Origin of the sequence: Kosakonia oryzae, from assembly GCF_001658025.2 — a bacterium.
Taxonomy (GTDB): domain Bacteria; phylum Pseudomonadota; class Gammaproteobacteria; order Enterobacterales; family Enterobacteriaceae; genus Kosakonia; species Kosakonia oryzae.
Genome location: NZ_CP014007.2, coordinates 869945 through 892698 on the forward strand (window position 1 = coordinate 869945; position 22754 = coordinate 892698).

Here is a 22754-nt window from a genome sequence, read left to right on the forward strand (position 1 = left end):
ATTTATTCTAATCGAGGAGCTGTTTTGCGCGCAGGACGCCTGATGAGTAACCCGTTCCGTATTGCCTTTTGCCTGGCGATCGCTTTGCTGCTGGCAGGTTGCGCCGGGAAATCCTCTTCCGGAGGCAGTTATTCCGGCTCCACCTATACGGTGAAGCGGGGCGATACGCTGTACCGTATTTCACGCATTACCGGAACCAGCGTGAAAGATCTCGCCAGTATGAATGGGATCTCGCCGCCATATACCATCGAAGTGGGGCAGAGGTTGAAGGTTAATGGTTCTAAAGCCAGCGCATCCTCGGGTAAAACCAGCACGAAAACCGCTAAAGTCACGCCGTCCTCCGCCGTGCCGCAATCCTCATGGCCGCCGGTAGGGCAACGTTGCTGGCGATGGCCAACCAGCGGGAAGGTGATTATGGGTTACTCCACCTCCGACGGCGGCAATAAGGGGATTGATATTGCAGGTTCGCGCGGGCAAGCCATCTATGCCGCTGGTGCAGGGAAGGTGGTATACGTTGGTAGCCAGCTTCGTGGCTACGGTAATCTGATCATGATTAAGCACAGCGAAGATTACATTACGGCCTACGCGCACAACGATACGATGCTGGTGAATAACGGGCAGAACGTGAAGGCGGGGCAGAAGATCGCCACCATGGGCAGCAGTGATGCGGATTCTGTTCGCTTGCACTTCCAGTTGCGCTACCGGGCAACAGCGATTGATCCGCTGCGTTATTTACCGCCGCAGGGCAGCCCACCCAAATGTTAAATATGCGCCGAACAGACGATAAATTAACCTGTTAGCGCAGGCGTATCTTGCCAGACGGTGCGTAAAGACTATAATGCGTTACGCACTTCGACGCGGGCGTAGTTCAATGGTAGAACGAGAGCTTCCCAAGCTCTATACGAGGGTTCGATTCCCTTCGCCCGCTCCAGAAATCTCCTGCCGTATTTATTCTACAAGCTTCCCTGAAACATGATTATCGCTGGCTGCGAAGCGATGTTGTTGATGATATGCCGCCAGGAACTACGTTCTGCGGTTAACTGTTACGTCTCGTTATTGTGCCCTAAAGAATGGCGCGTAATCGATTTACCTAACCTTGCAGCCTCCAGTTGATGCGACTACGTCTGTATGAATTTTATCGCTGACAGGATGAAATAGAGCGCACATGCGATCTGCATTATCCGAAGCCCCCATCTGAAATAGCGCCAGTCATGGCGTTCTCTGGCGTTAGCCTCGGCAATAGCGCGGTCGCTGTGCTCTTTTCTTCGCTTTGTTCTGAGTACATCAATTGCCCACAGGGCAAGAATTGCCGCAACGATTGCTTTCAAAACCAGGATGTTATCCACGACGAGTAAGCTCTCCTTGTCTGTCCATGGAAGGAAACAGCCTAATCGAAAGACCACATCAAGGCTATGGTGAGAACTGCATTATTTGAAGATGATTCCTGATTGGCTCGTTTGCGGATGTAATGAAGAAGGGAAAGGCGCTGGAGAGCCATTAAACGTAACATCTCGTTGTCGAAATAGTGGGCTGGAAAATTTTTGAAGCGGTGATGTTTCTTCACCGCTCCATATTCCACCGTTAGCCTGTTATCCCAGTTTCGTTGTCCGATGAGCTATATGCGCGCGTAATAGCGTTTCCATACTCTCATCGCCCACAGGTATATCCAGCCGGGTATGATCGATAATCATAGTGTGATTCTTATAGGGTACGAGCATTTTATTATTCTGCAGTAAAATTTGTGCAATGAATTCAATGCGACCTGCCGGGAATGCAGGTTCTGCTTTAATGATCGCGCCACAGGCAATTGTGCCATCCGGCTGGATAAATAAAATAGAATGAAATGTGTCAAAAGTCTCCGATTTCCAGTCCGGCACCGAAAATTGATTGTAATCGATCCCTTTATTTTCATCCTTATTAAAGGTGGTGACATACAGCGGAATAAAGTCATTCATAGTCAAACACAGCGCCATTAATTGCTCGTTACCCGCGTTCTGGATGGTGTTTGCCAGCAGACTGAGAACATATTCTATTTGCGTATAGTCTAAAGCCAATAACAGATTTTCATTGTTCTGTAATAAAAACAAGAAATTAATCCTGTCCTGCCGCTGCTTGAGCACAAAGTTCGTTACGCAACGTTCAGCGCTGATACTTTGTACCTCATCGAGAGAAATTGCCGGAACATTGGTACTCAACGATTGTGAGTGAGCGTTCACCTGCTCGCGGATCTGATCCGGCGATTGCTGGTAGATCCGATGTAATGAGCGGTAGCAGCTAAACAGAGCAAACATCACCTCCTGCAACTGGTCAGGAGGTAATAAAAGTAACTGCTCGCTATCGCCAGAATCAATCATTTTCAGCGCAATTACAGGTACACCATCTGCCGAGTTGATAACTCCCGTGTTTATTCCCTTTAACATATTCATTTATCATTCTCCTTTACAGCGATGATATTTTGGAAAGATCAATAACCCTGTCTGCGCAGGCAATAGTAGACGGACGGTGCGCCACAATAATGCGCGTAATATTTAATGATTCAATCGCGTTGTTAATCATTCTTTCATTATTTGCATCAAGATGGCTGGTGGCCTCATCCATAAATAAAATATTGGGTTTCTGATAAAGTGCACGAGCGATCAATAAGCGTTGTTTCTGACCACCCGAGATGCCACTGCCTAATTCACCAATAATGGTCTCGTAACCCATTGGCATGCGCATGATCTCTTCATGGATATTGCATTTTATGGCACATTCAACAATCAGTTGCTGATCGGCATTATCTTCAAAGCCGGAAATATTATCGGCAATAGAACCTGAAAAAAGACGATCTTCCTGCAATACACAGGCAGTACAGGCACGGTAATTATTTACACCGATTTTTTTGACGTCAAAATCACCGACGAAAATATCACCATGATCGGGTGTCAGCAGGCCGGACATCACTTTCAGCAGAGTCGTTTTACCAATTCCGGAGGCACCAATTAATGCCACGGATTCGCCCGCGGCAACGCTAATATTCACATTGGAAAACACCGGTTTGGTCAGTTTGTCATACTGATACGACAAATTCTGAACCTGCAACGGTACGCCAGCGCTGTTCTCGAAAACTTTTCTCGGTGGTGATTCCGCTTCCGGTTTGCTGAAGACTATTTCTGAAATACGCTCGTTATGCAGCGACAGCATTTTGAACTGCATTGCCAGATCAATAAGCGACGAGGCGCGCTGGGCAAACTGGCCACGATAGGCATTAAACGCCATAAACATACCGATGGTCATGGTGTTATCCATCACCATCAGTGCGCCAAGCCATAGAATGACAACCTGATCAACAGAGTTGATAAAAGTATTGATACCGCCAAATAACATATCAAAGCGCGTCTGTCGCAGGCTGGCGTTGCTGACGTCGATATTAGTATTGAGCCAGTGTTGAGAGCGGCGGTTTTTAAGGTTCAGCGATTTTATGGTCGCGATACCGTACAGCGTCTCCATAAAATGGGAACCCGAACGCGCGCGTTTAACGATCAGCTCTTCGCTGATCGTACGGTAAAATTTGTAAGTGATAATACGCATTGCCGCGTAACACACGGTAAAGCCGAGCACGACCCAGACCAACCAGCCACCGTACAGACTCATCATAACCAATACGCCCACGGTCATGATGGAGTCGATCGTTCCCATCACAATGTTATTTGTGAAGGTGGCGCGGATGGTATCCAGAGAAGAAAATCGCGACTGGATATCCCCCAAATTGCGCTTCTCAAAAAAGGCGAGCGGCAGGCTCAGTAAATGATCAAAAAAACTGGTTTTCCACTGGATATCCGTAAGCGTATTCAGCTTCAGTGATACCCATGCCCTTATCATGCTGACCGCAGTTTTAAATATGGTAAAAAACAGCAGCCCGGCGCAGATCACCAGCAGCAGATTGCTGTCATGGGCGGTGATAACATGGTCGGTGACCAGTTGCGTACCCATCGGCATGAGAAGGTTAATCGCCTCAATGACCACGGAAAGCATAAAAATTTTGCTCAGCGCCGATTTCAGGCCAACAATATTGCGCATTAAATCCAGCAGCTTGAGCCGCGAGCGCTGTTTTTCCTGTTTAAAATGGCTGTCTGGCCATGCTTCAAGCGCAATGCCGGTGAAATTCTCAGACATCTCCTTCTGATGAACAATGCGCCGACCCATTGCCGGGTCGTTAATCACGAAGCGTTTGCCCTTTACCGCCACCAATACCACAAAGTGATTTAATGACCAGTGCAGTACGCAAGGCAGACGCAGCTCTTTTATTTCATCAATATCGAGCGAAAGCGCCCGTGTTTTAAGCCCTGTTTTCAGCGCAACATTGTTAAGATCAGTTAACGTTGCTCCCTGAGATGGCGAGCCATAGTGAGTACGAAAATTAAACAGGTCAATATCTTTACCATAGTATCCGCAGATCATGGCTAAACAGGCATTACCACATTCAGTTGCTTCTGACTGAATAATAACCGGTACTTTATTCTTAATGGAAAAGTTGATTCGCTTGAAAATAGAATCAAGAATATCTTTATTCATTATTAGGTCCCGTCAAACTTTGCGCAACTTTATATACGGGCGAAAACAGCCACTGATAAAGCGGTCTTTCTTCCATGAAAACTAAGCTTTTGGCTTTAAGGCCGTTTGATAATTCTAATTTTTTATCTTTATAGATGAATTCTTTTTGTTTGATGTCGATGATTGCTTTATAAAGCGTCTGTGCCGAGTTCGTGTTTGACTGACCAATACTGTATTCTGCTAATTCTCTGCGCGTCGCGGGCATTGATGATATTGATTTTATTTTTCCGGAAAACTGACCAAACTTATCCGATGGAAATGCATCATAGCGAATATTGACCGTATCGCCGATTTTGACGTACGGCAGACTATTATCAGGAAGCCATAACAATAAATAGTACTTAACATCCGTTAATTGCTTAATCTGTGCCAGACTGCTGCCTGCATCAACCATCTGGCCAGGCGTAACCGCAACGGATTCCACCCGTCCACCAATAGTCGATTTTACCAGGATTTTGCCGTTGGCATTTGTTTCAATCAGTTGAGACTGAAAATCGCTTAGCTGGTTATATTGCGCCGCAATTTGGTTATCAAGTTCAGCAGATTTAACCGTGATATCACTACGCGACTGGGTCAGTTGCAGTTCAAGCTGCATCTTTTGCGTCGATAATGATTGAAAGGCATTCTGCTGCTGCACATAAAGTGAATGCTGATTATTGTACTGGTCTTTATTAATGAGCCCCTTCTTCAGATACTGATTGTAGTTCTGCAGCGCACTTTCCATTTTTGTTAAGCCCTGTTTCGCCGTAGCTAACAGCCCATCCGTTTCAGTAAGTGAATACTCATAACGCTGAATTTGCCGTTGCGTGGTCGCGATAAAATCATCTTTGTTCGCTTTCAGTTTATTAATGATTTCTTCAGCATTGGTAATTTTAGCTTTTATCATTGAAATATTTGTATCGGATACGTTTCCCGCATTGGTGCTTTTAGAAACATCAAGCTCAAAGAGTACATCGCCTTTTTTAACCGTATCACCAACCTGAATAAATTGTTGCGATATAAATCCCGGTTGCGGTGATGAAATATTCAATGGATGGGGGAGGGTAATCACTTCACCCACAACATCGATGCGTTGTGTGAATTTAAAGAAGCAAAGCATGGCGATAAGAACTGCCATAAAAGCAATACAGCACGCTGAAATAATAAAAGGTGATACGCCTTTAAATAAAATGACCTTGCCTTTCCAGTAACTTCTTTGGTGATCGACGGCTTCTTGTCTGAATAATTTTTGGCCCATTGGCATATTACCTGGAAGTTAAAAAAAGGCCCGAACAAGTCGGGCCTGGATTCAGGATTAAAACTTAATCACGGAACAAAAGTGCCGCTGAAGAGGCCATCCAGGAATTTTTTAGAATATTCCCAGGTTTTGTCGAAACCAATAATTGTTGCGCCAATAGCAGCAGCGATACCACCGATGACACCAGCACCAACCATACCAACGCCCTGGCCAATTGCACCAACACCCAGCAAGCCACCGCCATCACCGCCGTGTTTACCACCAATAGTTGCACCTATTGCAAAACCTGCCGCAGCACCTAAAGTTGCACTTGCAATCGCTTCAATAGTGTTGCTGAAAATAGACGTCCAGCTGTTCCAGGAGTAAGCCCCTGAGACATTATTCATTTCTTGAACAGATAATGTTTTCATAATTTACCTTAGTTTTATATGTTTCAGTTAATTGCATTGCAAATTTTTCAACTAACAAAATTCAACGTCAAGAAATAGATCCCGCGCTGATGTTCGTTATTTTTTAAGCTAACTTACCTTAAAGGCAACTTAAATTTTGTGAAATCAAGTCATTTCATCTTTAAATTCCGCCAATAATAATTTCCGTTATTAAGCAGGGACGATACTGTTAAGGTTTCGACCCGCATTTAACGTTCATTGATAGTAATTGTCATCCCTGCATTAGCCTGTCCAGGAGTAATGGTGGATGCGATTTTTTTGTACCGGGCAGCAAGTGAGATATAAATAGCTGTTTCGCTGTTCATGTGGTATTTACTCTCCTGGCCAAGTTTTACTGGCGCATGGCTATAAGCATCGACAATTTCTACTGCAACGCCTGTTGCCGGGTTAGTACCAGTTGAATCAATGTTTAATAAACCATCGCCGCCGCTGCCACTCAGCGCATCAAATTGTACATATACCGGAACAGAATCGGCCTGGCAGGCCAGAGTTAATGTAAAAGGAACATCTTTCGATGTTGGGTTTATATCGCGCGCATTAAACCTGCCCAGGTTAATCGTGCGATTATATACGCCATCAATGGTACAACTTTTAATTTTTATCGTTGAACTGTATGCAGAAACTGTCATAACGGTGACGCCGTCCATCGTATAGGTCGCAATAGGACCATTGGGCATCGTTCCGGATCCAATCTTGCCAACCTTAATAAAGTCGACACGGGTATAGCTATTACTTGCCCAGTTTAATGTTTGTGGCGCTGTAGGCCAGGCTTTATTAGGTACCGATCTGTTGGGTTGATAAAGATCGCTAATCTGAATGCCAAGTCCTTCTACACCAGTAGCATAAATATTGCCCTTTGAATTGCTGCCAATAACCGTTGAGTAGGCGGGGCCCATTGCTGATACATATGGACGCTGCGCTGTAGAATTACAGGCCCATTTATTCCCTGAAGTATCAATGTTACGGGACCATAATATTTCACCCACGGGAGCATTAGGGTCAATGGCAATTAATGGGCTATTCAAACGGTACTCGCGTTTATTGCCATCCGCTCCTATACCTGAAGCCAACGCACTGCATCCCGCAGCATAAATTGCCGTAGAGTGCAATATTGATAACATTAGTGAAAATGTTATAAAAATAGATCTCTTCATATCTTAACTTTCCTGAAATCTTACTGGCAGATGGCTTCAGCTTGCTGGATGCCGGTTGGTGATGCAGGGCTGTCACGGAAATCGTAAGAAGCCTTGCATTGCTTATTGGCTTCATTACCCCATTTGGCGAAAAGAGAACCATGATCGCTCAGACCCGTTAAATAGACTTGCCCCTCTTCACCCACAAAGTTGGACACGTTATTTTCTGCATTCTGCACGGTCACCGTGGCACCGAAGGGGAGTATTTTCCCTGAGCGATCCAGCAGCCTGATAAACCCTTTTATCCCCACTTTGCCGTCAAAACTTGAACGCACAACCGCGCCGCGAGTTGGCACAACTGTTGCGGTGTTGCTGTTCAGCTCCATATTGTCGGGAAGAGTCTCACTGTTAAGAACGATATCGTTCAGACGATACGGGGTGACGTACGGCACCACGGTATAGCCGCGGAAATCTGTCTTCACGCCGGTATGATTTGACACGCTGGTTCCTGCTGCTCCCGGCGCTTCAACCAGAGCCACGCTTTCGCCCAGTGACTGGCTTAACGTCAGTCCGCGTTCATGAACGATCATTCCTCCTGAAACGCCATAGCTGAAGCGACGTGACTGCTGGCTGTAGCCATAAGAGGAGGCCAATTCGCCGTAGGTTCCCTGGTAAGAGAGATCGAGGTTGCCGCTGGCATTCGATTTATTCCCATAACCCTGCTGAACGCTCCAGTTGAGGTTATTTTCTTCCAGCGCTGTACCGGCCACGCCAACCATAAGCGAGGTCTCGCCAGGTTTGGCGATATTCATATTATTAAACGCATAGAGGCTATGATTTGTATGCAACCACTGATCGAGAGGAAGACTAACCGTCAGGCTAATAATCTGATCATTATATTTTTTCTCGAAACTTCCTCTGTTCTGTATGGATTGCACATAGCTATAGTTAAGGCTGTAGCTAATGTTGTTCCAACTATTGCTATAGCTGGTATTGATCGATCTGTTTTGCCGATTATTATCCCAGAAATCTTCAATGACTCCGCCCAGTGAAATATAACCCAGGCGCTCACCAATACTCTGGTTGATATTCATTTCGGTACGGTTACGGACGCGATACAGTTGATACCTGCGGTTATCGTCACGGTATGTATTCAGCACGTCGCCAAGCGTATAGAAACCCGAGGTTGAGTATCGGTAACCAGCAATAGCGAAATTGGTGCCAGTCTGGGTAATATTTTTACTGTAGCGAATACGCCAGGATTGGCCGCTGGTTTTTTCGGCATCCTTTTTTGTGGACCATGCCTGCGTTGCATCGACTGACACTGCGCCAATCTTACCCATATTTTTCCCAATACCCGCAGCCAGCGCCTGGTATTTCGACGCTGCCTGTACCCCGCCATACAGGGTGGCATTAAACGGCAGACCATAGCTGGCGCTGGCCTGTGTAAATGGCGTTTCAGCGATACTGTTATCGTAGGTGCGATAAACGCCAGAGGTCAGGCTGTATTTGAGGCTGCCTTCGCGGCGCATGACAGGCAGTGAGGCGTAAGGCACCGTGAAGATTTGCTGGCTGCCATCAGACTCCTGAACGGTAACGTGTAAATCCCCGTTAGAGTTTGTTTGATACAAATCATCAATTTCAAATGCACCTGGAGAAACGTAGGTTTCGTAAATCTGGTAACCGTTTTGCCGAATAACGATTTTGGCGTTGCTTTTAGCAATACCGCGAATGACCGGAGCATAACCAGTGATGTTTTCAGGGGACATTGTATCGTCAGTCGCCAGTTGGATACCGGTAAAACCAACGCTGTCGAAAATATCACCAGGTGAGGTACTCTGGCCTAACACGAGGGAGCTACGTAATGGAATAATATCACGCTGGGCATAAGTATAAATATTATCCCATGAATCATCATTACGATATTTATCGGTTGTTCTCGACCAGGTTGAATAATGGCGTAAGCGCCATGCTCCGATATTCAGGCCCGGGCGTAAGTTCAAATGATAACTATCCTGTTTAGCAGAGGTCTGCCTGGAACTTGTCTGACTGGCCAGAAATTTATAGTTCAGCAGAAATGCCGGAATACCCTGGTCAAATTGTTCAGGTGGAACAATATTCGGATTTTTACGGACTAATGCAGCTTGAGGTATACTTAAATTAAGACGCTGGAGTTCCGTATCGTACTGTGCCGTAGCTTCAGGGATGAGTGATAGAATATCACAACGCTGAGGGTCTTTTGCCAGCCAGGGATTCTGCTTAATGTAATTTTCATTTAAGCCTAACGAAATCATTTTTTGCAGATTAAGGCAGGGTGCCAGCTCAATAGCATCGCTTGCCTCATGTTTCTGGGCTATGAACTCAACGTCGCTTGTTTCAATTGCTTTACCATTCAACCATATATCAACACGGTAGATTCCCGGGATCTGGCGCAGCCCCATGTCAAAATAAGAGAGGTCGCCAATTTCATTTTGCTGATCGCCGTTTTTTAAAAATTCAGGGTTGAAGAAGCTTTTAGCTGCGACACAGTCCGAAAAAAAAAATGACACAAGTGTGACACGAATCAGCAGGCTTAACCCAGCCTTATAATGGACATTGAAAGACTCATCTTTCATTTTTATAACCTCGTGTATTACTATAAATTTTTCCTATGGAGTGGGCCAGCCGAACCATAGTCATTTATAATTTTCCAGCTAATTTGATTACCGTTGATGGCACCAATATCAAACCAGGTATCTGTAAAAGGAGCTGCATAATTTTTATCTTTCATTTCGATGTCTTTATCATTGATTTTGATAAACATGAAATTTTGATAATACGGTGTCGGGTTTGTAACTTTTAACTGGCTGCCAACTCTTGTCCAGCTTAATTCCTCAGTTCGGTTCTCCGGTCTCTCTTTTTGTAAAGCGCGCGGGCGATAAATTAGTTTCAAGCGATTGCGGATAGCAATCTGTAATGTATTGTTGCCTGGTTCTCCGCCGGGAATAGATTTTGCGTTAAGAAAAAATAGTGATTCTCTGTCACCGGCTAATTCTTTTGATAAGTTAAAAATGCGCAAAGCATTCTTTTTATCACCGTCCAGACGAAATAATGGCGGCGTCACTAAAAACTCACCCGTTTTCACGCCATCTTTATTTTCGACCCATGACTGAATGAGATACGGGGCAGATCCTTTATTTTCAATGTCGATGGAAACTTCTTTTTTCCCTTCTTCATAAATAATGCGCGTGCCGCCAAGCACTACACCCGCCTGTGCTGACGTGCATAAAAAGAGAAGGGAAAGTGTATATGCAGATATTTTTATCATAGTTACATCTTTAAAAAAGAGGCCTGCTCCCCGAAAGGAACAGGCCGCAATTAATTAGTAGTTAACAGTAAAGGTCGCAACAGAGTTTGCCGGACCGGTGGTTACTGTATTCTGAGTCTGGATGTATTTAGCGTAGAACGGCAGAGAGTTGGTGGTACCTGCGCCAGTGTTGGTGATGGTATACGGTGCAGAAGCTTTAGCCAGCTGGATCACGTTACGGTCTTTATCATACAGCTGGATGCCAACGCCGGTAGCAGAGTTAGCGCCTGCGGTCAGAGCAAGAACAGTATCGTCGCCATTTTCGTTCTGGCCATCAAATTTGAAGGTCACAGAAGTGATAGTGGACGGGCAGTCTTCCATTTCGATGGTGAAGCCAGTGCTGCTTGCAGCGCCGTCAACAGTTGAACCCACGCCTTTAAATGCAGTTTTTGCTACTTTACCCATATCAACGTCGCCGGTAGAAGCACCAGAACCGTTGATGGAAGTATTACAACCAGCATCGGTAATTTCACCGGTAAAGTTAATTGTACCGTCTGCTGCACTTACAGAAGAAATAGAAGATAATGCCAGTACAACAAATGATGCCAGTGCGGTAGTTTTCAGATTTTTCATAACATAGTCCTTGTTTAATAAAGATGACGAATCTACTGATTATCATCAGGTATATAAAAGATATATTTGTGTAGCGCGTCAGAGGTAATCGTGGGCTGTTTTATCAATTTTTATTGCCGCTTTTTTTTATGCGGAATTATGATTTTCAGCTACGACTTTTCCATTACGCAGAATCATCTCGTGATTGCAGTGAGAATTCTATATGCAGTTTTTTATATTGCAAAGATGTCTTTTCTAAGTTACTCGATTTTTAAGAAAATTATTGTCTTGTCAAAATCATCTGTATTATCTCTTATCTCAAAAAGATCTTCTTTTTCAGTGGGTAGTTTGAGTGGTGGTGGACAGGGATGGGGGTTTTAACATGCGTTTTTTATATTTATTTAAGTTCATTTAATAATGGCTTGTGGGCTAAATTTTATTTTTTTCGCCTGTTTGTTATAGTTAACATATTTATTTGGTTGATAAATATTACGATGGTAAATTATAGGGTCTATCAACAGATGATTTATACTGCTGGGTATTTTGATTTGCGATTGGTCACAGCTTATTAAAAGACGGGGAATAACGTGGGGGCGATAACTAAAAAGGGACGTGTTTAGTTTGATGACATTTTATAGGAGGGCGGCTGAACGAGTGGTAAGCATCCGATATGTATTTTCATAACGGATGCTTGAGTTCTTTTCCATATTATTGGCGGATGCGAGCAACACGCAACCACATTATGGACGGAAAAAACAAGAACAGATAACACATTTACCAATGATCATTTAAAGCTTTTTAACCACGCGATGAAAAAGAATGCAACAGAGTAACGATAAAAATAAAGTAAGAAATAACAGCGACATGAGATCCGGTGCCATTTCATTCAGAGCGTAGCCCTTCAGCATAATCCCTCTGACAAGGCGTAAAAAATATGTGAGCGGCAGCGCCGAACCCAACAGTTGCGACCAGAAAGGCATGCCATAGAAGGTGTTCATGAAACCGGAAAGCATGGTCGATAATAAAAAGTAAAACGAAGCCAGTTGCATCACCTGGAGCTGACTTTTCGTGATCGTAGAGAATATGACGCCGATTGCCAGGCAGAGAATGATGAAAATCGTTAACAATAATGCCAGGGAAATAAACGATCCCATGACCGGAACGTCCATGACGTAAACCGCCATCATAACGATAAACGCAGCCTGTAACAGACCAACACAAAAATAGGGGAAAATCTTACCCAGCATGATTTCCCATGCGGTGACTGGCGAATTGATGATGTGCATGATGGAGTCTTTCTCTCTTTCACGGATGATGGAAAGACTGGTCATCAGAATCAGGATCATGGAGAGTATGACCCCCGCGAGCCCAGGTACGATATTTAGACGGGTTATTCCCTCCGGGTTATAGAGTTTATGCACTACAACATCGACCAGTTGTGTGCTCTCTTTTTGCAGGCCCGGTAAGTTTTTCATATCGTGTCTGAATACATCGTTAAGCAGTGTTGTCAGTGCCTGGGTAGCATTTGCCGTGGCAGCGGGATCGCTGGCATCGGTCTGGACTAATAGCTGCGGCTTCCTGGCGGCGATGAGATCTCTGGAAAACCCGGCTGGAATAATGACGACCAACTGCACTGCACCTTCACGGAATAACTTATCGGCCTCTTGCTCACTGGTAACTCGCTGGATGGCAAAATAATCCGTATTGGTCATCCCGGTTACCAGCGTACGGCTAAAGGATGAGACGTCGTGATCGATCAGCGCGGTGCGTACAAATTTAGGGTCAGTATTTACCGAAAAACCAATAATACAGAGGTTGATCAAAGGAATCGCAAAGATCATCAGCAAGCTGACCTTGTCGCGGCGTAGCTCAAAGATCTCTTTCACGATAATTGCCATGACGCGCTCGTATATCAATTTTAAATTATTCATATTGGTACAGCCTGTTTCATCAAGTGCGCGAATGAATCTTCAAGTGTGGTGGCGGTTTTTTCAACGTGGTAGTTATCGGGTAAGGCACCCACAATAGTATTGAGTGTGTTGCTTTGTTTGCTGGTAACAAACAGCGTATTGCTGAAGATCACCGTTTGCTCGATCTCGTCAATATCACTGAAGCGATATTCCAGATCGTGCAGGTTCGGACCTTTAATAGCGAATGTTGTCAGCCCCTGGGATTGAATAATGCTTTCGGCCGAACCGGAGGCCAGCAAATTACCATAGGACATCCACGCCAGATGGTTACAGCGTTCAGCCTCGTCCATATAGTGCGTGCTAACCAGAATGGTCATGCCTTTGCTGGAAAGATAATGCAAAATTTTCCAGAATTCCCGCCGGGCATACGGATCGACACCCGCCGTCGGTTCGTCCAGTAATATTATCTTCGGATCGTGTAAGATGCTGGCCGAGAGCGAGACGCGTTGTTTCCAGCCACCGGATAAATGGTGCGTCAGAACATCACGAAAGCGCTGAAGAGCAAATTCGTTAATAAGTTCTTCGACACGTTTTATCGGTTGGGGAATATTCCGTATTTTGGCCAGAAATAGCAGGTTTTCCCTGACCGTAAGATTTTCCCACAGTGAGAAATATTGCGTCATATAACCGATCATCGGCTTAATCGATTCTCGCTGTTTAAAAATATCGAAATCAAAACAGCTACCTGAACCGCTGTCCGGCTTCAGTAGACCGCACATCATGCGCATTGCTGTTGTTTTCCCACTGCCATTTGGCCCGAGAAAACCGGTAATTTTTCCGGTAGGGATATTCAGCGTAAGATCTTTTACGACATGCTTGGTCCCGAATGACTTATTCACGTTCTGAAGTTTGATGCAATAATCCATCATAATATGACCTCGACGGGCTGACCAGGATGGAGCTTTTCGCCCGGTTCGATCGGCATCGCTTCGATCATAAAGACCATTCGCTCTTTGTGCGCAGAGGTGAAAATAACCGGTGGCGTGAATTCAGCCTTGGGCGAAATATAGGTCACTTCTGCTGCTATCGGCTCTTCGCGACCTTCGATTTTGACTGTGATTTGCATACCCTGCGTGATTTTATAAAGCTGAGGGTTGCGGACAAAAAAGCGGATTTTAATGGTATCTTCCGGCAGTAATGATATGAGCGGCGCGCCAGGCGAGGCCACTTCGCCAGTGTGGTACATAATGTCGTAAACCTTGGCGCTAGCGGCGCTGCGTAAAATTCGTTTGTTCAGCGCGATTTGACTCTGCTTGACCTGCAATAAAGAGCTTTCCACTCTGGCTTTTTGAGCCTCAATTTGATCGGCGCGCGAAGGCAGGGATTTATTTTTCAGTTGTGAGGTCAATTCCTGCACTCTGTCCCATTTCATTTTGTTATCTGCCTCAGACTGCTCAAGTTCCAGCTCGGACACGTAGCCTTTGGATTGTAGCTTTTGGTAACGGCTAAATTTCGAGCGGGACACTTCGGCGTCATGCTGCGCCTGTGAGAGTTGTGCTTTCAGAATATCCAGTTCGGCATCGCGGCCGCCTTTGCCCAGATCGGCCAAAGTCGAAACCTCGCCCGCATGCGTTTGATTCGCTATTTCGACCTGTTTTTTTTCATAATCATCATCCAGAACAATCAATGTCTGTCCTGCCGCAACATTCTGACCACGCTTAACCATCACTTTTGAAATCAGCGCGGAACTTTCAGACGAGATATAGACGAACTCACCTTCAATATATCCTTGCAGATTTTTTTTATTTTCATCACGGCAACCGGTGATAAAAACCAATGCCATACAATATATGGCAGTCATTTTATGAGAAAAAAGTTTCATGGCATTAATTATTTCATAAATTCAGTAAATGTTAGGTGTATTATTCAGACTGGTAATGTTATTCGATTTTTTATCAGATGCTGCTGGCCAGTCTGAATTATTCATCGCTTCAATTAACATAGATTCCGCATCAAGGTCGGGAGCCTGAGCGTCGAGACTCAATAAGATTGAGCCACTCTGCTTTCCATCAATCCGTAACGAAGGTTGTTCGTTGTAACATAAAACCCCGGATTGTCAGCGAAACCATCATCAATGTTATTGTTATGATTTATTAACATTATCAGCGCGTTATAAAATAATAAGATGTTTCTTCTTCTCCGTGGTGTTTGTAACTAAATACGCCCACAAATATCTTCCTTGTCAAATGTCAATAGGGACAACCTCTGTTTTTGAGATCCATAAAAACAGAGTAGGTAACAATTTAGCTGTTGCAATACCAGGATGATATTACAGGCGGAGTAACGAGATCAATTAAATTAAACTTCATTTACAGCATTTATAGACTGTTTAGAATGATGCGCAGATGTTTATTATGAGGTTTTTTCTATCATGATTTTATATAGTTACGAATATTTTACAAATCTAAACTAAGGTTATTTTTTAAATGGTTCTTAATTGTTTGTGTGTAATTGGTGATGAGGTTTTAAGAACTAATAATTAAGATTTTTTCGAGAGAATGAACAGGTAATAAATACGAATGCGCTGTTGACGCTTTTTTCTCTATTCTGTCAGGAGTCCAGCGCCGATCGCAGGCCTTTAACGCATTATCGAAACAAGCTGCTGGGCGCATCTGGCGTACGCTTGTAAAAAAGTTGTATTAGATTAAGCGTATTCATAACACCAGACGATGTCGATTTGAGCGTGATAAGCAGAGCATCTATCAGCCTGTTGATTGCCGGTGGTATTGTTTTTCATTCTTTTATACAGACGCAAGGGCAGTAAAAGATCAACTGGAGGAAGTTCATGATTTCTGAAAATCCTAAAGTGGCCCTCATCGGGCCGGGAGCCATCGGAACGACTATTGTCGCGGCCCTGCACGAATCAGGTCGAACTCCTGTGATTTGTGGACGTACTGCGCACCCGCAGCTCGAATTACGTTTTGACGAGGGGCGCATTATTGTACCTGGACCGGTGTTGACCGAGCCTGCCGAAATCAAACAGCCGTTCGATCTGGTGTTTGTCGCAGTGAAGACAACGCAACTGGACGCCACTGCGGCCTGGCTGAATGTTTTGTGCGACGAGCATACGGTGGTTTGCGTGTTACAAAACGGCGTTGAGCAGAAATTACAATTTGCCGCTTATGTTGCCGGTGCGACGATTCTGCCATCAGTGGTATGGTTCCCTGCACAGCGTGAACCCGATGCCTCTGTCTGGCTGCGTGCTAAACCGCGCCTGACATTGCCTGATACGCCAGCAGCCCAACGTGTGGTCGAGGTGTTGCAGGGTACGCGCTGTGAAGTCGATCTCGCTGCTGATTTCACCTCCATTGCATGGCGCAAGTTGTTGCAGAATGCGGTTGCAGGCTTGATGGTGCTGTCAGGGCGCCGCGCCGGAATGTTTTCACGCTCCGATATCACAGACGTGGCATTAGCTTATTTGCGCGAATGTCTTGCGGTGGCGCGTGCGGAAGGTGCGGTATTAAGTGATGACGTGCCGCAGGAGATCGTTGATGTTTTTCATCGTGCACCGGCGGATCTGGGGACCTCTATTCTCGCCGATCGCCAGGCCGGACGAGTGCTTGAGTGGGATATCCGTAATGGCGTTATACAGCGGTATGGGCGCAAGCACGGTATTCCAACGCCGTTAAGCGATCTGATTGTGCCGCTGCTTGCTGCGGCCAGCGACGGGCCCGGTTGATAAAAATCGCGTATATAAAGGAGAAACGATGGCGCATTCTGCACCGACCCTGCATATCCTGTGCGGCAAAATTGCGTCCGGTAAATCGACGCTTGCCGCTGAGCTGGCCAAAACACCGGGTACAGTGCTCTTAAGTGAAGATCGTTGGTTGGCATTGCTGTTTAAGGATGTGATGAGCAGCGTGGCGGACTATGTTCACTACTCGGAAAAACTCAGGAACGCTATCGGTCCGCATACCGTTGCGCTGCTTAAAGCGGGTGTCAGCGTCGTGCTGGATTTTCCCGCTAATACGCTTGCCAGTCGCCAATGGATGATGTCTTTGATTCACGCTTCAGGCGCGGCGCATTGTCTGCACTATTTGCCGGTGGCTGACGAGGAGTGCAAAGCGCGCTTGCGGCGGCGGAATGCGGCGGGTAACCACGATTTTGCTGCTTCTGATGCACAGTTTGAAGCGATCACGCGCTATTTTGTCGAGCCGGGTGCTGAAGAAGGGTTTCATATATTGCGTCATGATATTCACAATCATGTAACAAGGTTATGATGTCTTCAACATCCGATAAAAAGTGGAGGCAATGTCGTGGATAAAGATCTACTGGACGCGGGTTATCGCGTGTATACCGGTGAAAAAATTGATGTTTACTTCAATACGGCCATTTGTAAACACTCAGGAAACTGTGTACGCGGTAATGCGAAGCTTTTTAACCTGAAACGTAAACCGTGGATCATTCCGGACGAAGTGGATGTTGAGACGGTGATCAACGTGATTGATACCTGCCCAAGCGGTGCGCTCAAATACCGCCATAACTGAGGGAGAAAAAGATGGAAATACTGGAAGGTCACAACAAATTTTACGTCAACGACGCCCAGGGCGTTCAGGTTGCCGAGATTGTATTTGTGCCGACGGGCGAGCATCTCAGTATTATTGAACATACTGATGTTGATCCCAGCCTGAAAGGGCAGGGCGTGGGTAAACAGCTTGTGGCGCGCGTGGTGGAAAAAATGCGGGCCGAGAACCGTAAAATTATTCCGCTGTGCCCGTTTGCCAAACACGAGTTCGATAAAACTCGTGAATATGACGATATCCGCGCATAAATATATGCACCGGTGTTAGCCGGTGCATACCTTTCATCGTTACTGTCGATAGCGAATCAGCACCGCCATCACCAGCGTCAGCGCCATAAACGATACACTGTATAACGCTTGCGCGGCTCCCCATTTTTCGGACAAAAACGCCGCCGTCAGTGTTGCCAGAGCCGCACTCATCGCCTGCCAGCGCCACGCTTTTGCGCTGGCGGCAGAGACCGACTCTTCCGGGAATGTATGCAACAAGCTGAAGGTTCCAAGAGCGAATACGACATTCGACGCCAGATGCGCCAGAAAGATCATCACCAGCGCAGCAGTCGTCCATGCCGATAATCCCGGCAACAGGAAATAGGCGGCAAGAAAAGCCAGCAGACAACAGAGCAGATAACGATTACTCGCGGCGTACTGTTCCAGCCGGTTGGCCTTCAACAGTAGCGGACCGCACAGTTGTCCGAGGCTGCGGGCAAAAATCAGCGGCAGCGCCAGCCCGGCAGCGGTATCTGGCTGAATTTGCTGTATTAACGCGGGCAACAATGCCATCGCAGGCGCACCGACGGCGGCAAGAGCAGGCAACATGAGCAGGCTTCGCTGCTGCAAAGTGGATAACCTGCTCCAGCGCACTTTGCGACGCATCTCTTCTGCATCTCCCGAGGGCAACCGTAAATAGCGAGACGTTATGCCTAACAGCGCGATCGCCAACACAAAACTTGTGGCATCGATGCCGAGCAGGATGAGCGGCGACACTCTGCCGAACAGCACAACGCCAATCCCGGTTCCGAGCAGAACCTGCGCGGCAAAGATCACGGTTTCCATGCTGGTCGCCGCAGGCAGCTCCGCAGCACTTAAACCACGTTTGAATACCAGGCTCATGGCGGGCCAGGATAATCCGGCGACAAATGCTTCAATGGATTGCAAAGCCAGCAGTGCGGGGATGCTGTGTGTCAGCAGGCCATACAGTGGCAGCAGTAAACCGGCCAATCCCGCCAGCTCGCTTAGCAGTAGTAAGCGCAGCGGTGGAACGTGGCGGCATAACTGCTCGCCGAGGAGGCTGCCAAAAAAACCGGGCAACGTCGCCAGCATATAGGTGAGAGTGAGCGTCGCTGGAGAGGCGTGCCAGTGCAGAAGCTGGCCCAGAATAATGGTCTGCGTCAGCCCATTACCGACAGAAGAGAAAATATACGCACAGCCGAAAAGGCACAGCCAGCGGTGCTGGCGTAGTGCCTGCACTAATACCATCAATAACGTATTCATTGTTAACATTCTCAGGCAAACAAAGCTCCGCGTGCAGCATGCGCCGCACGATGAAAAAAGTGTGTTTACAATGAGATGTCGTTACATTGGCTGGCCGGTTTGGATGTTATTGCTGATAAACGTAGCATCCCAAATGGCGAATGAGAAGGGCGGATTATTGTGATGGGGACTTCCCTGTTCCCCCAAGTGCAAACGTCAGGCGATAAACAGGCTGAGCAGCAGCACCATGCCTAACCCGACAACCGAGTTAATCAGTTCCAGCAATCCCCAGGTTTTAAAGGTGTCTTTCATGGAGATGCCAAAGGTTTCTTTAAATAGCAGGAAGCCGCCATCATACATCAGCGTAATGGTATTACTGCCGCAGGCGACGGCCAGGCACATCAACGCGGGGTTTAAATGAAAAGCGCTGACCATCGGCGCGACGATCCCCGCAGAGGTAATTGCCGCAACTGCGCCTTGCCCGGTCAGAATGCGGATGATGGCTGTGATAATCCACGCCACGATAAACGGTGATAGCGGAACGTTACTCATAATGTCCACGATATGGTTGCCAACGCCGGAAACCACAATCACCTGCTTCAGGATCCCACCAGCGCTAATCACAAACAGGACGTTGGCAATTTTGGCAATCGCGTCGCTGACGCAATGGGTTACTCCGTCCGGCGTCATGCCGCGTTTAATGCCGAGAAACCAGATTGCTGCGAGCGTTGCCAGCAGCATACTAATTTCCGCGCTGCCGAAAAAAGTACAGACTTTTACCAGTTCCGAGCCAGCGGGCATAAGGCCTTTTACCAGCGAGGCCACAATCATCAGTACCGCCGGGATCAGCGGAATCAAAATACTGATGCTAAAGGGCGGCAGATCCTGCGCTGTTTTTTCCTCTACGGGTTTTAGCAGTGAATTCAGCGGAATCGTTTTGATTCCCGGCAAATATTTTGGCAACAAAATTCCTGCACAAAACAGCGCCGGAATAATGACCAGGACGCCATACAGATAGACCTGAACAATATCGGCATTAAACGCGCTAATCAGCGCAACCGGTCCTGGCTGTGGTGGGAACAAACTGTGTCCCATGGTTGCGCCGACCACCGTTGGAACGACCAGTTTCATATAGGGAATATGGGCTTTTTGGGCGATGTTTAATACCAGCGGCATGGCAATCAGGAAGGCGACTTCATAAAACATGGCGATGCCGAAAATCACGCCAATAAACATCAAACCAACGGTGAGAAAACGTGTGCCGCAGTGCTCAATAACGCTATCGGCAATCCTCTGACTGGCGCCGGATTCGGTCATAAATTTACCGATAATCGCGCCGAACAAAATAATAAGCGCAAGGTGGCCGAGAATACTGCCCAGACCGTCCTGAACGACAGACACAATTTTATCGAGTGGAATACCTTCCATGATTGCGACAAATATACCTGCAATCAGCAGTGCGAAAATATTATGAAATTTGTATTTCAGGTTCATAACAACCAAAAGTGCAATACCTACCAGCACCCAGAATAAGGCTAACAACGGGGACATAGAGAATACCTTACGGATTGGCTATCAAGAAAAGCCGGTGGAACCACCGGCCCGAATAAAATTAGTTTTGTTTTTCGAGTGCTTCCCAAAGCCCGTGTAAATAGGTTACGCCGAGCGCTCGATCGTAAAGACCGTAGCCTGGACGGCCGGTTTCGCCCCAGATGAAACGCCCGTGATCTGGACGGACGTAACCGTCGAACCCGTTGTCATGCAAGGCTTTCATGACTTCGTACATATCCAGTGAACCGTAGCGGGATAAGTGGGCGGATTCATAGAAATCTTTATCTTTAATCAGTTTAATATTACGCACATGCGCAAAGTGAATACGTTTTCGGCGTGTAAATTCGGCCAGGATTTGGCACACGTTATTATCCGGATCCTCGGCGATCGAACCGGTACATAAGGTAATACCGTTGGCTTCAGAATCGACTGCATTACAAATCCAGTCGAGATCGTCACGATTTTTAACGATGCGCGGCAGGCCAAAAATAGAATACGGCGGATCGTCCGGGTGGATCGCCATTTTAATACCGACTTCTTCACAAACTGGAATAACACGCTCAAGGAAGTAAACCAGATTTTCGCGTAATTTCTTATCGTCGACATCTTTATATTTAGCAAACAACTCCTGCACTTTTGCCAGTCGTTCGGGTTCCCAACCTGGAAGCGCAAAGCCGTTGGCGTTCTCCAGCACCTCTTTAACCACTTCATCCAGCGTTTTATCGATGCCTTTCTTTTCGAACGCCATCGTCAGTGAACCGTCCGGCAGCATGTAATTCATCTCAGTCTTCATCCAGTCAAAAACCGGCATAAAGTTGTAGCAGATGACTTTTACCCCAACTTCTGCAAGATTGCGGATGGTTTGCTGGTAATTGGCAATCAGCCGATCGCGGCTGGGAAGACCGATCTTAATATCGTCATGAATATTAACACTTTCAATCACTTCCATCTTAAGCCCGGCATCACGAACTTGCCCGGCAAGCGCGTTGATTTTCTCTTTTGGCCATACTTCACCTACCGGTACATCGTACAACGCTCCTACTACCCCTTCGACGCCGGGTACCTGGCGGATGTATTCCAGCGGGATTTTGTCTTCAACTGGTCCAAACCAGCGCATTGTCATTTGCATGCTCATTGCCACCTCTAAAAGAAACACTCAACTGCCATACTAGTATTGATAGTAGCGTTTGCCTGTACCTGATTTTGCGATCGGCTTCACATATAAGCCGTTTGGTTTGCGGGTGTTGGCAGGCGATTGCCCGATGTGTTTGGTTATGTGGGAGAAATAAGGCGCTGACAAATTTTTTTAAATTAACGCTTGCGTAATAGGGGCAACCATGAGTTAATGCGCCGTCGGTTTGATAAATCATTATCTCCAGTAGTTCACTAAAGTCTTTCTCATCTCTAAGTACCTCCTTGCTACTTCTTTTTGGGTCTTCGCTTTACACTCTGATAAAAAATAATGTCTCAGACCATTACTGCCGCATTCGGCGAACAAAATAGAAGGTTACAAGCATGTCTACTAAAATGAACGGTATCGTTAAATGGTTCAACGCTGAGAAAGGCTTCGGTTTCATTACTCCGAAAGATGGCAGCAAAGATGTATTCGTACATTTCTCTGCTATCCAGAGCAATGCGTACCGTACTCTTGAAGAAAATCAAGAGGTTGAGTTTACTATCGAAAACGGTCCGAAAGGCCCGGCTGCGGCCAACGTGGTTCCGCGCTAAGGATTTACCATTACGAATCGTATCCATTTTCGCTGCCCGTGCTGCCACGGGTCGCAATACCGAATTTCCAGTTTTGATGTCACTGAGAAAAACCCGGTCGGTGCTAAATGTATTTTTTGCAAATCTGCAATGAACACATTTGATAATATCGCCGCGTTTATCCAGGCCGGTTCGAATACTGTCGAATTCCGTAAATAAAAAAG

General features: G+C 46.3%; 22 protein-coding genes and 1 tRNA gene. 8 read left to right on the forward strand and 15 right to left on the reverse strand.

Translation table 11 applies throughout. The features are described from left to right. Positions 1 to 24: 24 nt before the first annotated feature. Positions 25 to 765 (forward strand): amidase activator ActS, encoded by a 741-nt coding sequence (actS, locus tag AWR26_RS04265; RefSeq protein WP_064563836.1) that lies wholly within the window; start codon positions 25 to 27, stop codon positions 763 to 765. Positions 766 to 857: 92 nt separating this feature from the next. Continuing rightward, positions 858 to 931, forward strand: a tRNA-Gly gene (locus AWR26_RS04270). Between the two features lie 187 nt (positions 932 to 1118). Here the strand turns inward: AWR26_RS04270 and AWR26_RS04275 are convergent. The 12 genes from AWR26_RS04275 to AWR26_RS04330 form a co-directional block, all read right to left on the reverse strand. Then, on the reverse strand, positions 1119 to 1346 hold the full coding sequence (locus AWR26_RS04275) for a hypothetical protein (RefSeq protein WP_064563840.1): 228 nt from the start codon (positions 1344 to 1346) through the stop codon (positions 1119 to 1121). A gap of 243 nt (positions 1347 to 1589) precedes the next feature. Further along, entirely contained in the window at positions 1590 to 2426 is an 837-nt protein-coding gene (gene yjeJ, locus AWR26_RS04280; protein WP_064563841.1) for a YjeJ family protein, read from the reverse strand. Positions 2427 to 2439: 13 nt separating this feature from the next. Further along, positions 2440 to 4554 (reverse strand): peptidase domain-containing ABC transporter, encoded by a 2115-nt coding sequence (locus AWR26_RS04285; protein ID WP_064563844.1) that lies wholly within the window; start codon positions 4552 to 4554, stop codon positions 2440 to 2442. After that, positions 4547 to 5830 carry an HlyD family secretion protein gene (locus AWR26_RS04290; protein ID WP_064563846.1) on the reverse strand — a complete coding sequence of 428 codons (1284 nt, stop codon included), beginning with the start codon at positions 5828 to 5830 and terminating at the stop codon, positions 4547 to 4549. The genes AWR26_RS04285 and AWR26_RS04290 overlap by 8 nt, the downstream gene beginning before the upstream one ends. A 68-nt stretch (positions 5831 to 5898) precedes the next feature. Then, positions 5899 to 6240: a hypothetical protein gene (locus AWR26_RS04295; RefSeq protein ID WP_064563848.1), complete on the reverse strand. Its 342-nt coding sequence runs from the start codon at positions 6238 to 6240 to the stop codon at positions 5899 to 5901. A 227-nt stretch (positions 6241 to 6467) separates the two neighbouring features. After that, entirely contained in the window at positions 6468 to 7433 is a 966-nt protein-coding gene (locus AWR26_RS04300; protein WP_064563850.1) for a fimbrial protein, read from the reverse strand. 20 nt (positions 7434 to 7453) lie between these two features. Next, positions 7454 to 10027 (reverse strand): fimbria/pilus outer membrane usher protein, encoded by a 2574-nt coding sequence (locus AWR26_RS04305; protein ID WP_139227926.1) that lies wholly within the window; start codon positions 10025 to 10027, stop codon positions 7454 to 7456. A gap of 20 nt (positions 10028 to 10047) precedes the next feature. Further along, on the reverse strand, positions 10048 to 10719 hold the full coding sequence (locus AWR26_RS04310) for a fimbrial biogenesis chaperone (protein WP_064563852.1): 672 nt from the start codon (positions 10717 to 10719) through the stop codon (positions 10048 to 10050). 54 nt (positions 10720 to 10773) lie between these two features. Beyond that, positions 10774 to 11331 carry a fimbrial protein gene (locus AWR26_RS04315; RefSeq protein ID WP_064563854.1) on the reverse strand — a complete coding sequence of 186 codons (558 nt, stop codon included), beginning with the start codon at positions 11329 to 11331 and terminating at the stop codon, positions 10774 to 10776. Between the two features lie 767 nt (positions 11332 to 12098). Further along, the gene (locus AWR26_RS04320) at positions 12099 to 13208 is read right to left on the reverse strand and encodes an ABC transporter permease (protein ID WP_167351138.1); all 1110 of its coding nucleotides are present in this window, start codon (positions 13206 to 13208) and stop codon (positions 12099 to 12101) included. A gap of 29 nt (positions 13209 to 13237) precedes the next feature. After that, positions 13238 to 14149 carry an ABC transporter ATP-binding protein gene (locus AWR26_RS04325; protein WP_064563857.1) on the reverse strand — a complete coding sequence of 304 codons (912 nt, stop codon included), beginning with the start codon at positions 14147 to 14149 and terminating at the stop codon, positions 13238 to 13240. Next, the gene (locus tag AWR26_RS04330; protein ID WP_082934069.1) at positions 14146 to 15102 is read right to left on the reverse strand and encodes an HlyD family secretion protein; all 957 of its coding nucleotides are present in this window, start codon (positions 15100 to 15102) and stop codon (positions 14146 to 14148) included. Before AWR26_RS04330 ends, AWR26_RS04325 begins: the two co-directional genes overlap by 4 nt. A gap of 963 nt (positions 15103 to 16065) precedes the next feature. On the opposite strand from AWR26_RS04330, the gene AWR26_RS04335 reads away from it, so the two are divergent. From AWR26_RS04335 to AWR26_RS04350, 4 genes are read left to right on the forward strand one after another with little or no spacing between them, the layout of a single operon-like run. Beyond that, positions 16066 to 16959 (forward strand): oxidoreductase, encoded by an 894-nt coding sequence (locus AWR26_RS04335; RefSeq protein ID WP_405055553.1) that lies wholly within the window; start codon positions 16066 to 16068, stop codon positions 16957 to 16959. 28 nt (positions 16960 to 16987) lie between these two features. Beyond that, positions 16988 to 17500, forward strand: coding sequence for an AAA family ATPase (locus tag AWR26_RS04340; RefSeq protein ID WP_064563861.1), 513 nt, complete (start codon positions 16988 to 16990; stop codon positions 17498 to 17500). Between the two features lie 36 nt (positions 17501 to 17536). Continuing rightward, positions 17537 to 17767 carry a 4Fe-4S mono-cluster protein YjdI gene (gene yjdI / locus AWR26_RS04345; RefSeq protein WP_007370286.1) on the forward strand — a complete coding sequence of 77 codons (231 nt, stop codon included), beginning with the start codon at positions 17537 to 17539 and terminating at the stop codon, positions 17765 to 17767. A gap of 11 nt (positions 17768 to 17778) precedes the next feature. Beyond that, positions 17779 to 18051, forward strand: coding sequence for a GNAT family N-acetyltransferase (locus AWR26_RS04350; RefSeq protein WP_043956696.1), 273 nt, complete (start codon positions 17779 to 17781; stop codon positions 18049 to 18051). 39 nt (positions 18052 to 18090) lie between these two features. On the opposite strand, the gene AWR26_RS04355 is transcribed toward AWR26_RS04350, so the two are convergent. The 3 genes from AWR26_RS04355 to uxuA form a co-directional block, all read right to left on the reverse strand. Continuing rightward, the gene (locus AWR26_RS04355) at positions 18091 to 19293 is read right to left on the reverse strand and encodes an MFS transporter (RefSeq protein WP_064563863.1); all 1203 of its coding nucleotides are present in this window, start codon (positions 19291 to 19293) and stop codon (positions 18091 to 18093) included. Between the two features lie 195 nt (positions 19294 to 19488). Continuing rightward, positions 19489 to 20823, reverse strand: coding sequence for a gluconate:H+ symporter (locus AWR26_RS04360; RefSeq protein ID WP_064563865.1), 1335 nt, complete (start codon positions 20821 to 20823; stop codon positions 19489 to 19491). Positions 20824 to 20884: 61 nt separating this feature from the next. After that, positions 20885 to 21952 carry a mannonate dehydratase gene (uxuA, locus tag AWR26_RS04365; protein ID WP_064563867.1) on the reverse strand — a complete coding sequence of 356 codons (1068 nt, stop codon included), beginning with the start codon at positions 21950 to 21952 and terminating at the stop codon, positions 20885 to 20887. A 386-nt stretch (positions 21953 to 22338) separates the two neighbouring features. On the opposite strand from uxuA, the gene cspE reads away from it, so the two are divergent. Together cspE and ymcF are read left to right on the forward strand one after the other, a co-directional pair. Continuing rightward, positions 22339 to 22551 (forward strand): transcription antiterminator/RNA stability regulator CspE, encoded by a 213-nt coding sequence (cspE, locus tag AWR26_RS04370; protein ID WP_035887590.1) that lies wholly within the window; start codon positions 22339 to 22341, stop codon positions 22549 to 22551. 9 nt (positions 22552 to 22560) lie between these two features. Further along, positions 22561 to 22749, forward strand: coding sequence for a cold shock small protein YmcF (gene ymcF, locus AWR26_RS04375; RefSeq protein WP_071892965.1), 189 nt, complete (start codon positions 22561 to 22563; stop codon positions 22747 to 22749). Positions 22750 to 22754 lie beyond the last annotated feature (5 nt).

Coding starts and splice junctions, on each gene's coding strand:
- yjeJ (WP_064563841.1), bottom strand. CDS start 2,426: ATGAATATGTTAAAGGGAATAAACACGGGAGTTATCAACTCGGCAGAT.
- AWR26_RS04285 (WP_064563844.1), bottom strand. CDS start 4,554: ATGAATAAAGATATTCTTGATTCTATTTTCAAGCGAATCAACTTTTCC.
- AWR26_RS04290 (WP_064563846.1), bottom strand. CDS start 5,830: ATGGGCCAAAAATTATTCAGACAAGAAGCCGTCGATCACCAAAGAAGT.
- AWR26_RS04295 (WP_064563848.1), bottom strand. CDS start 6,240: ATGAAAACATTATCTGTTCAAGAAATGAATAATGTCTCAGGGGCTTAC.
- AWR26_RS04300 (WP_064563850.1), bottom strand. CDS start 7,433: ATGAAGAGATCTATTTTTATAACATTTTCACTAATGTTATCAATATTG.
- AWR26_RS04305 (WP_139227926.1), bottom strand. CDS start 10,027: ATGAAAGATGAGTCTTTCAATGTCCATTATAAGGCTGGGTTAAGCCTG.
- AWR26_RS04310 (WP_064563852.1), bottom strand. CDS start 10,719: ATGATAAAAATATCTGCATATACACTTTCCCTTCTCTTTTTATGCACG.
- AWR26_RS04315 (WP_064563854.1), bottom strand. CDS start 11,331: ATGAAAAATCTGAAAACTACCGCACTGGCATCATTTGTTGTACTGGCA.
- AWR26_RS04320 (WP_167351138.1), bottom strand. CDS start 13,208: ATGGCAATTATCGTGAAAGAGATCTTTGAGCTACGCCGCGACAAGGTC.
- AWR26_RS04325 (WP_064563857.1), bottom strand. CDS start 14,149: ATGATGGATTATTGCATCAAACTTCAGAACGTGAATAAGTCATTCGGG.
- AWR26_RS04330 (WP_082934069.1), bottom strand. CDS start 15,102: ATGAAACTTTTTTCTCATAAAATGACTGCCATATATTGTATGGCATTG.
- AWR26_RS04335 (WP_405055553.1), top strand. CDS start 16,066: ATGATTTCTGAAAATCCTAAAGTGGCCCTCATCGGGCCGGGAGCCATC.
- AWR26_RS04340 (WP_064563861.1), top strand. CDS start 16,988: ATGGCGCATTCTGCACCGACCCTGCATATCCTGTGCGGCAAAATTGCG.
- AWR26_RS04350 (WP_043956696.1), top strand. CDS start 17,779: ATGGAAATACTGGAAGGTCACAACAAATTTTACGTCAACGACGCCCAG.
- AWR26_RS04355 (WP_064563863.1), bottom strand. CDS start 19,293: ATGAATACGTTATTGATGGTATTAGTGCAGGCACTACGCCAGCACCGC.
- AWR26_RS04360 (WP_064563865.1), bottom strand. CDS start 20,823: ATGTCCCCGTTGTTAGCCTTATTCTGGGTGCTGGTAGGTATTGCACTT.
- uxuA (WP_064563867.1), bottom strand. CDS start 21,952: ATGCAAATGACAATGCGCTGGTTTGGACCAGTTGAAGACAAAATCCCG.
- cspE (WP_035887590.1), top strand. CDS start 22,339: ATGTCTACTAAAATGAACGGTATCGTTAAATGGTTCAACGCTGAGAAA.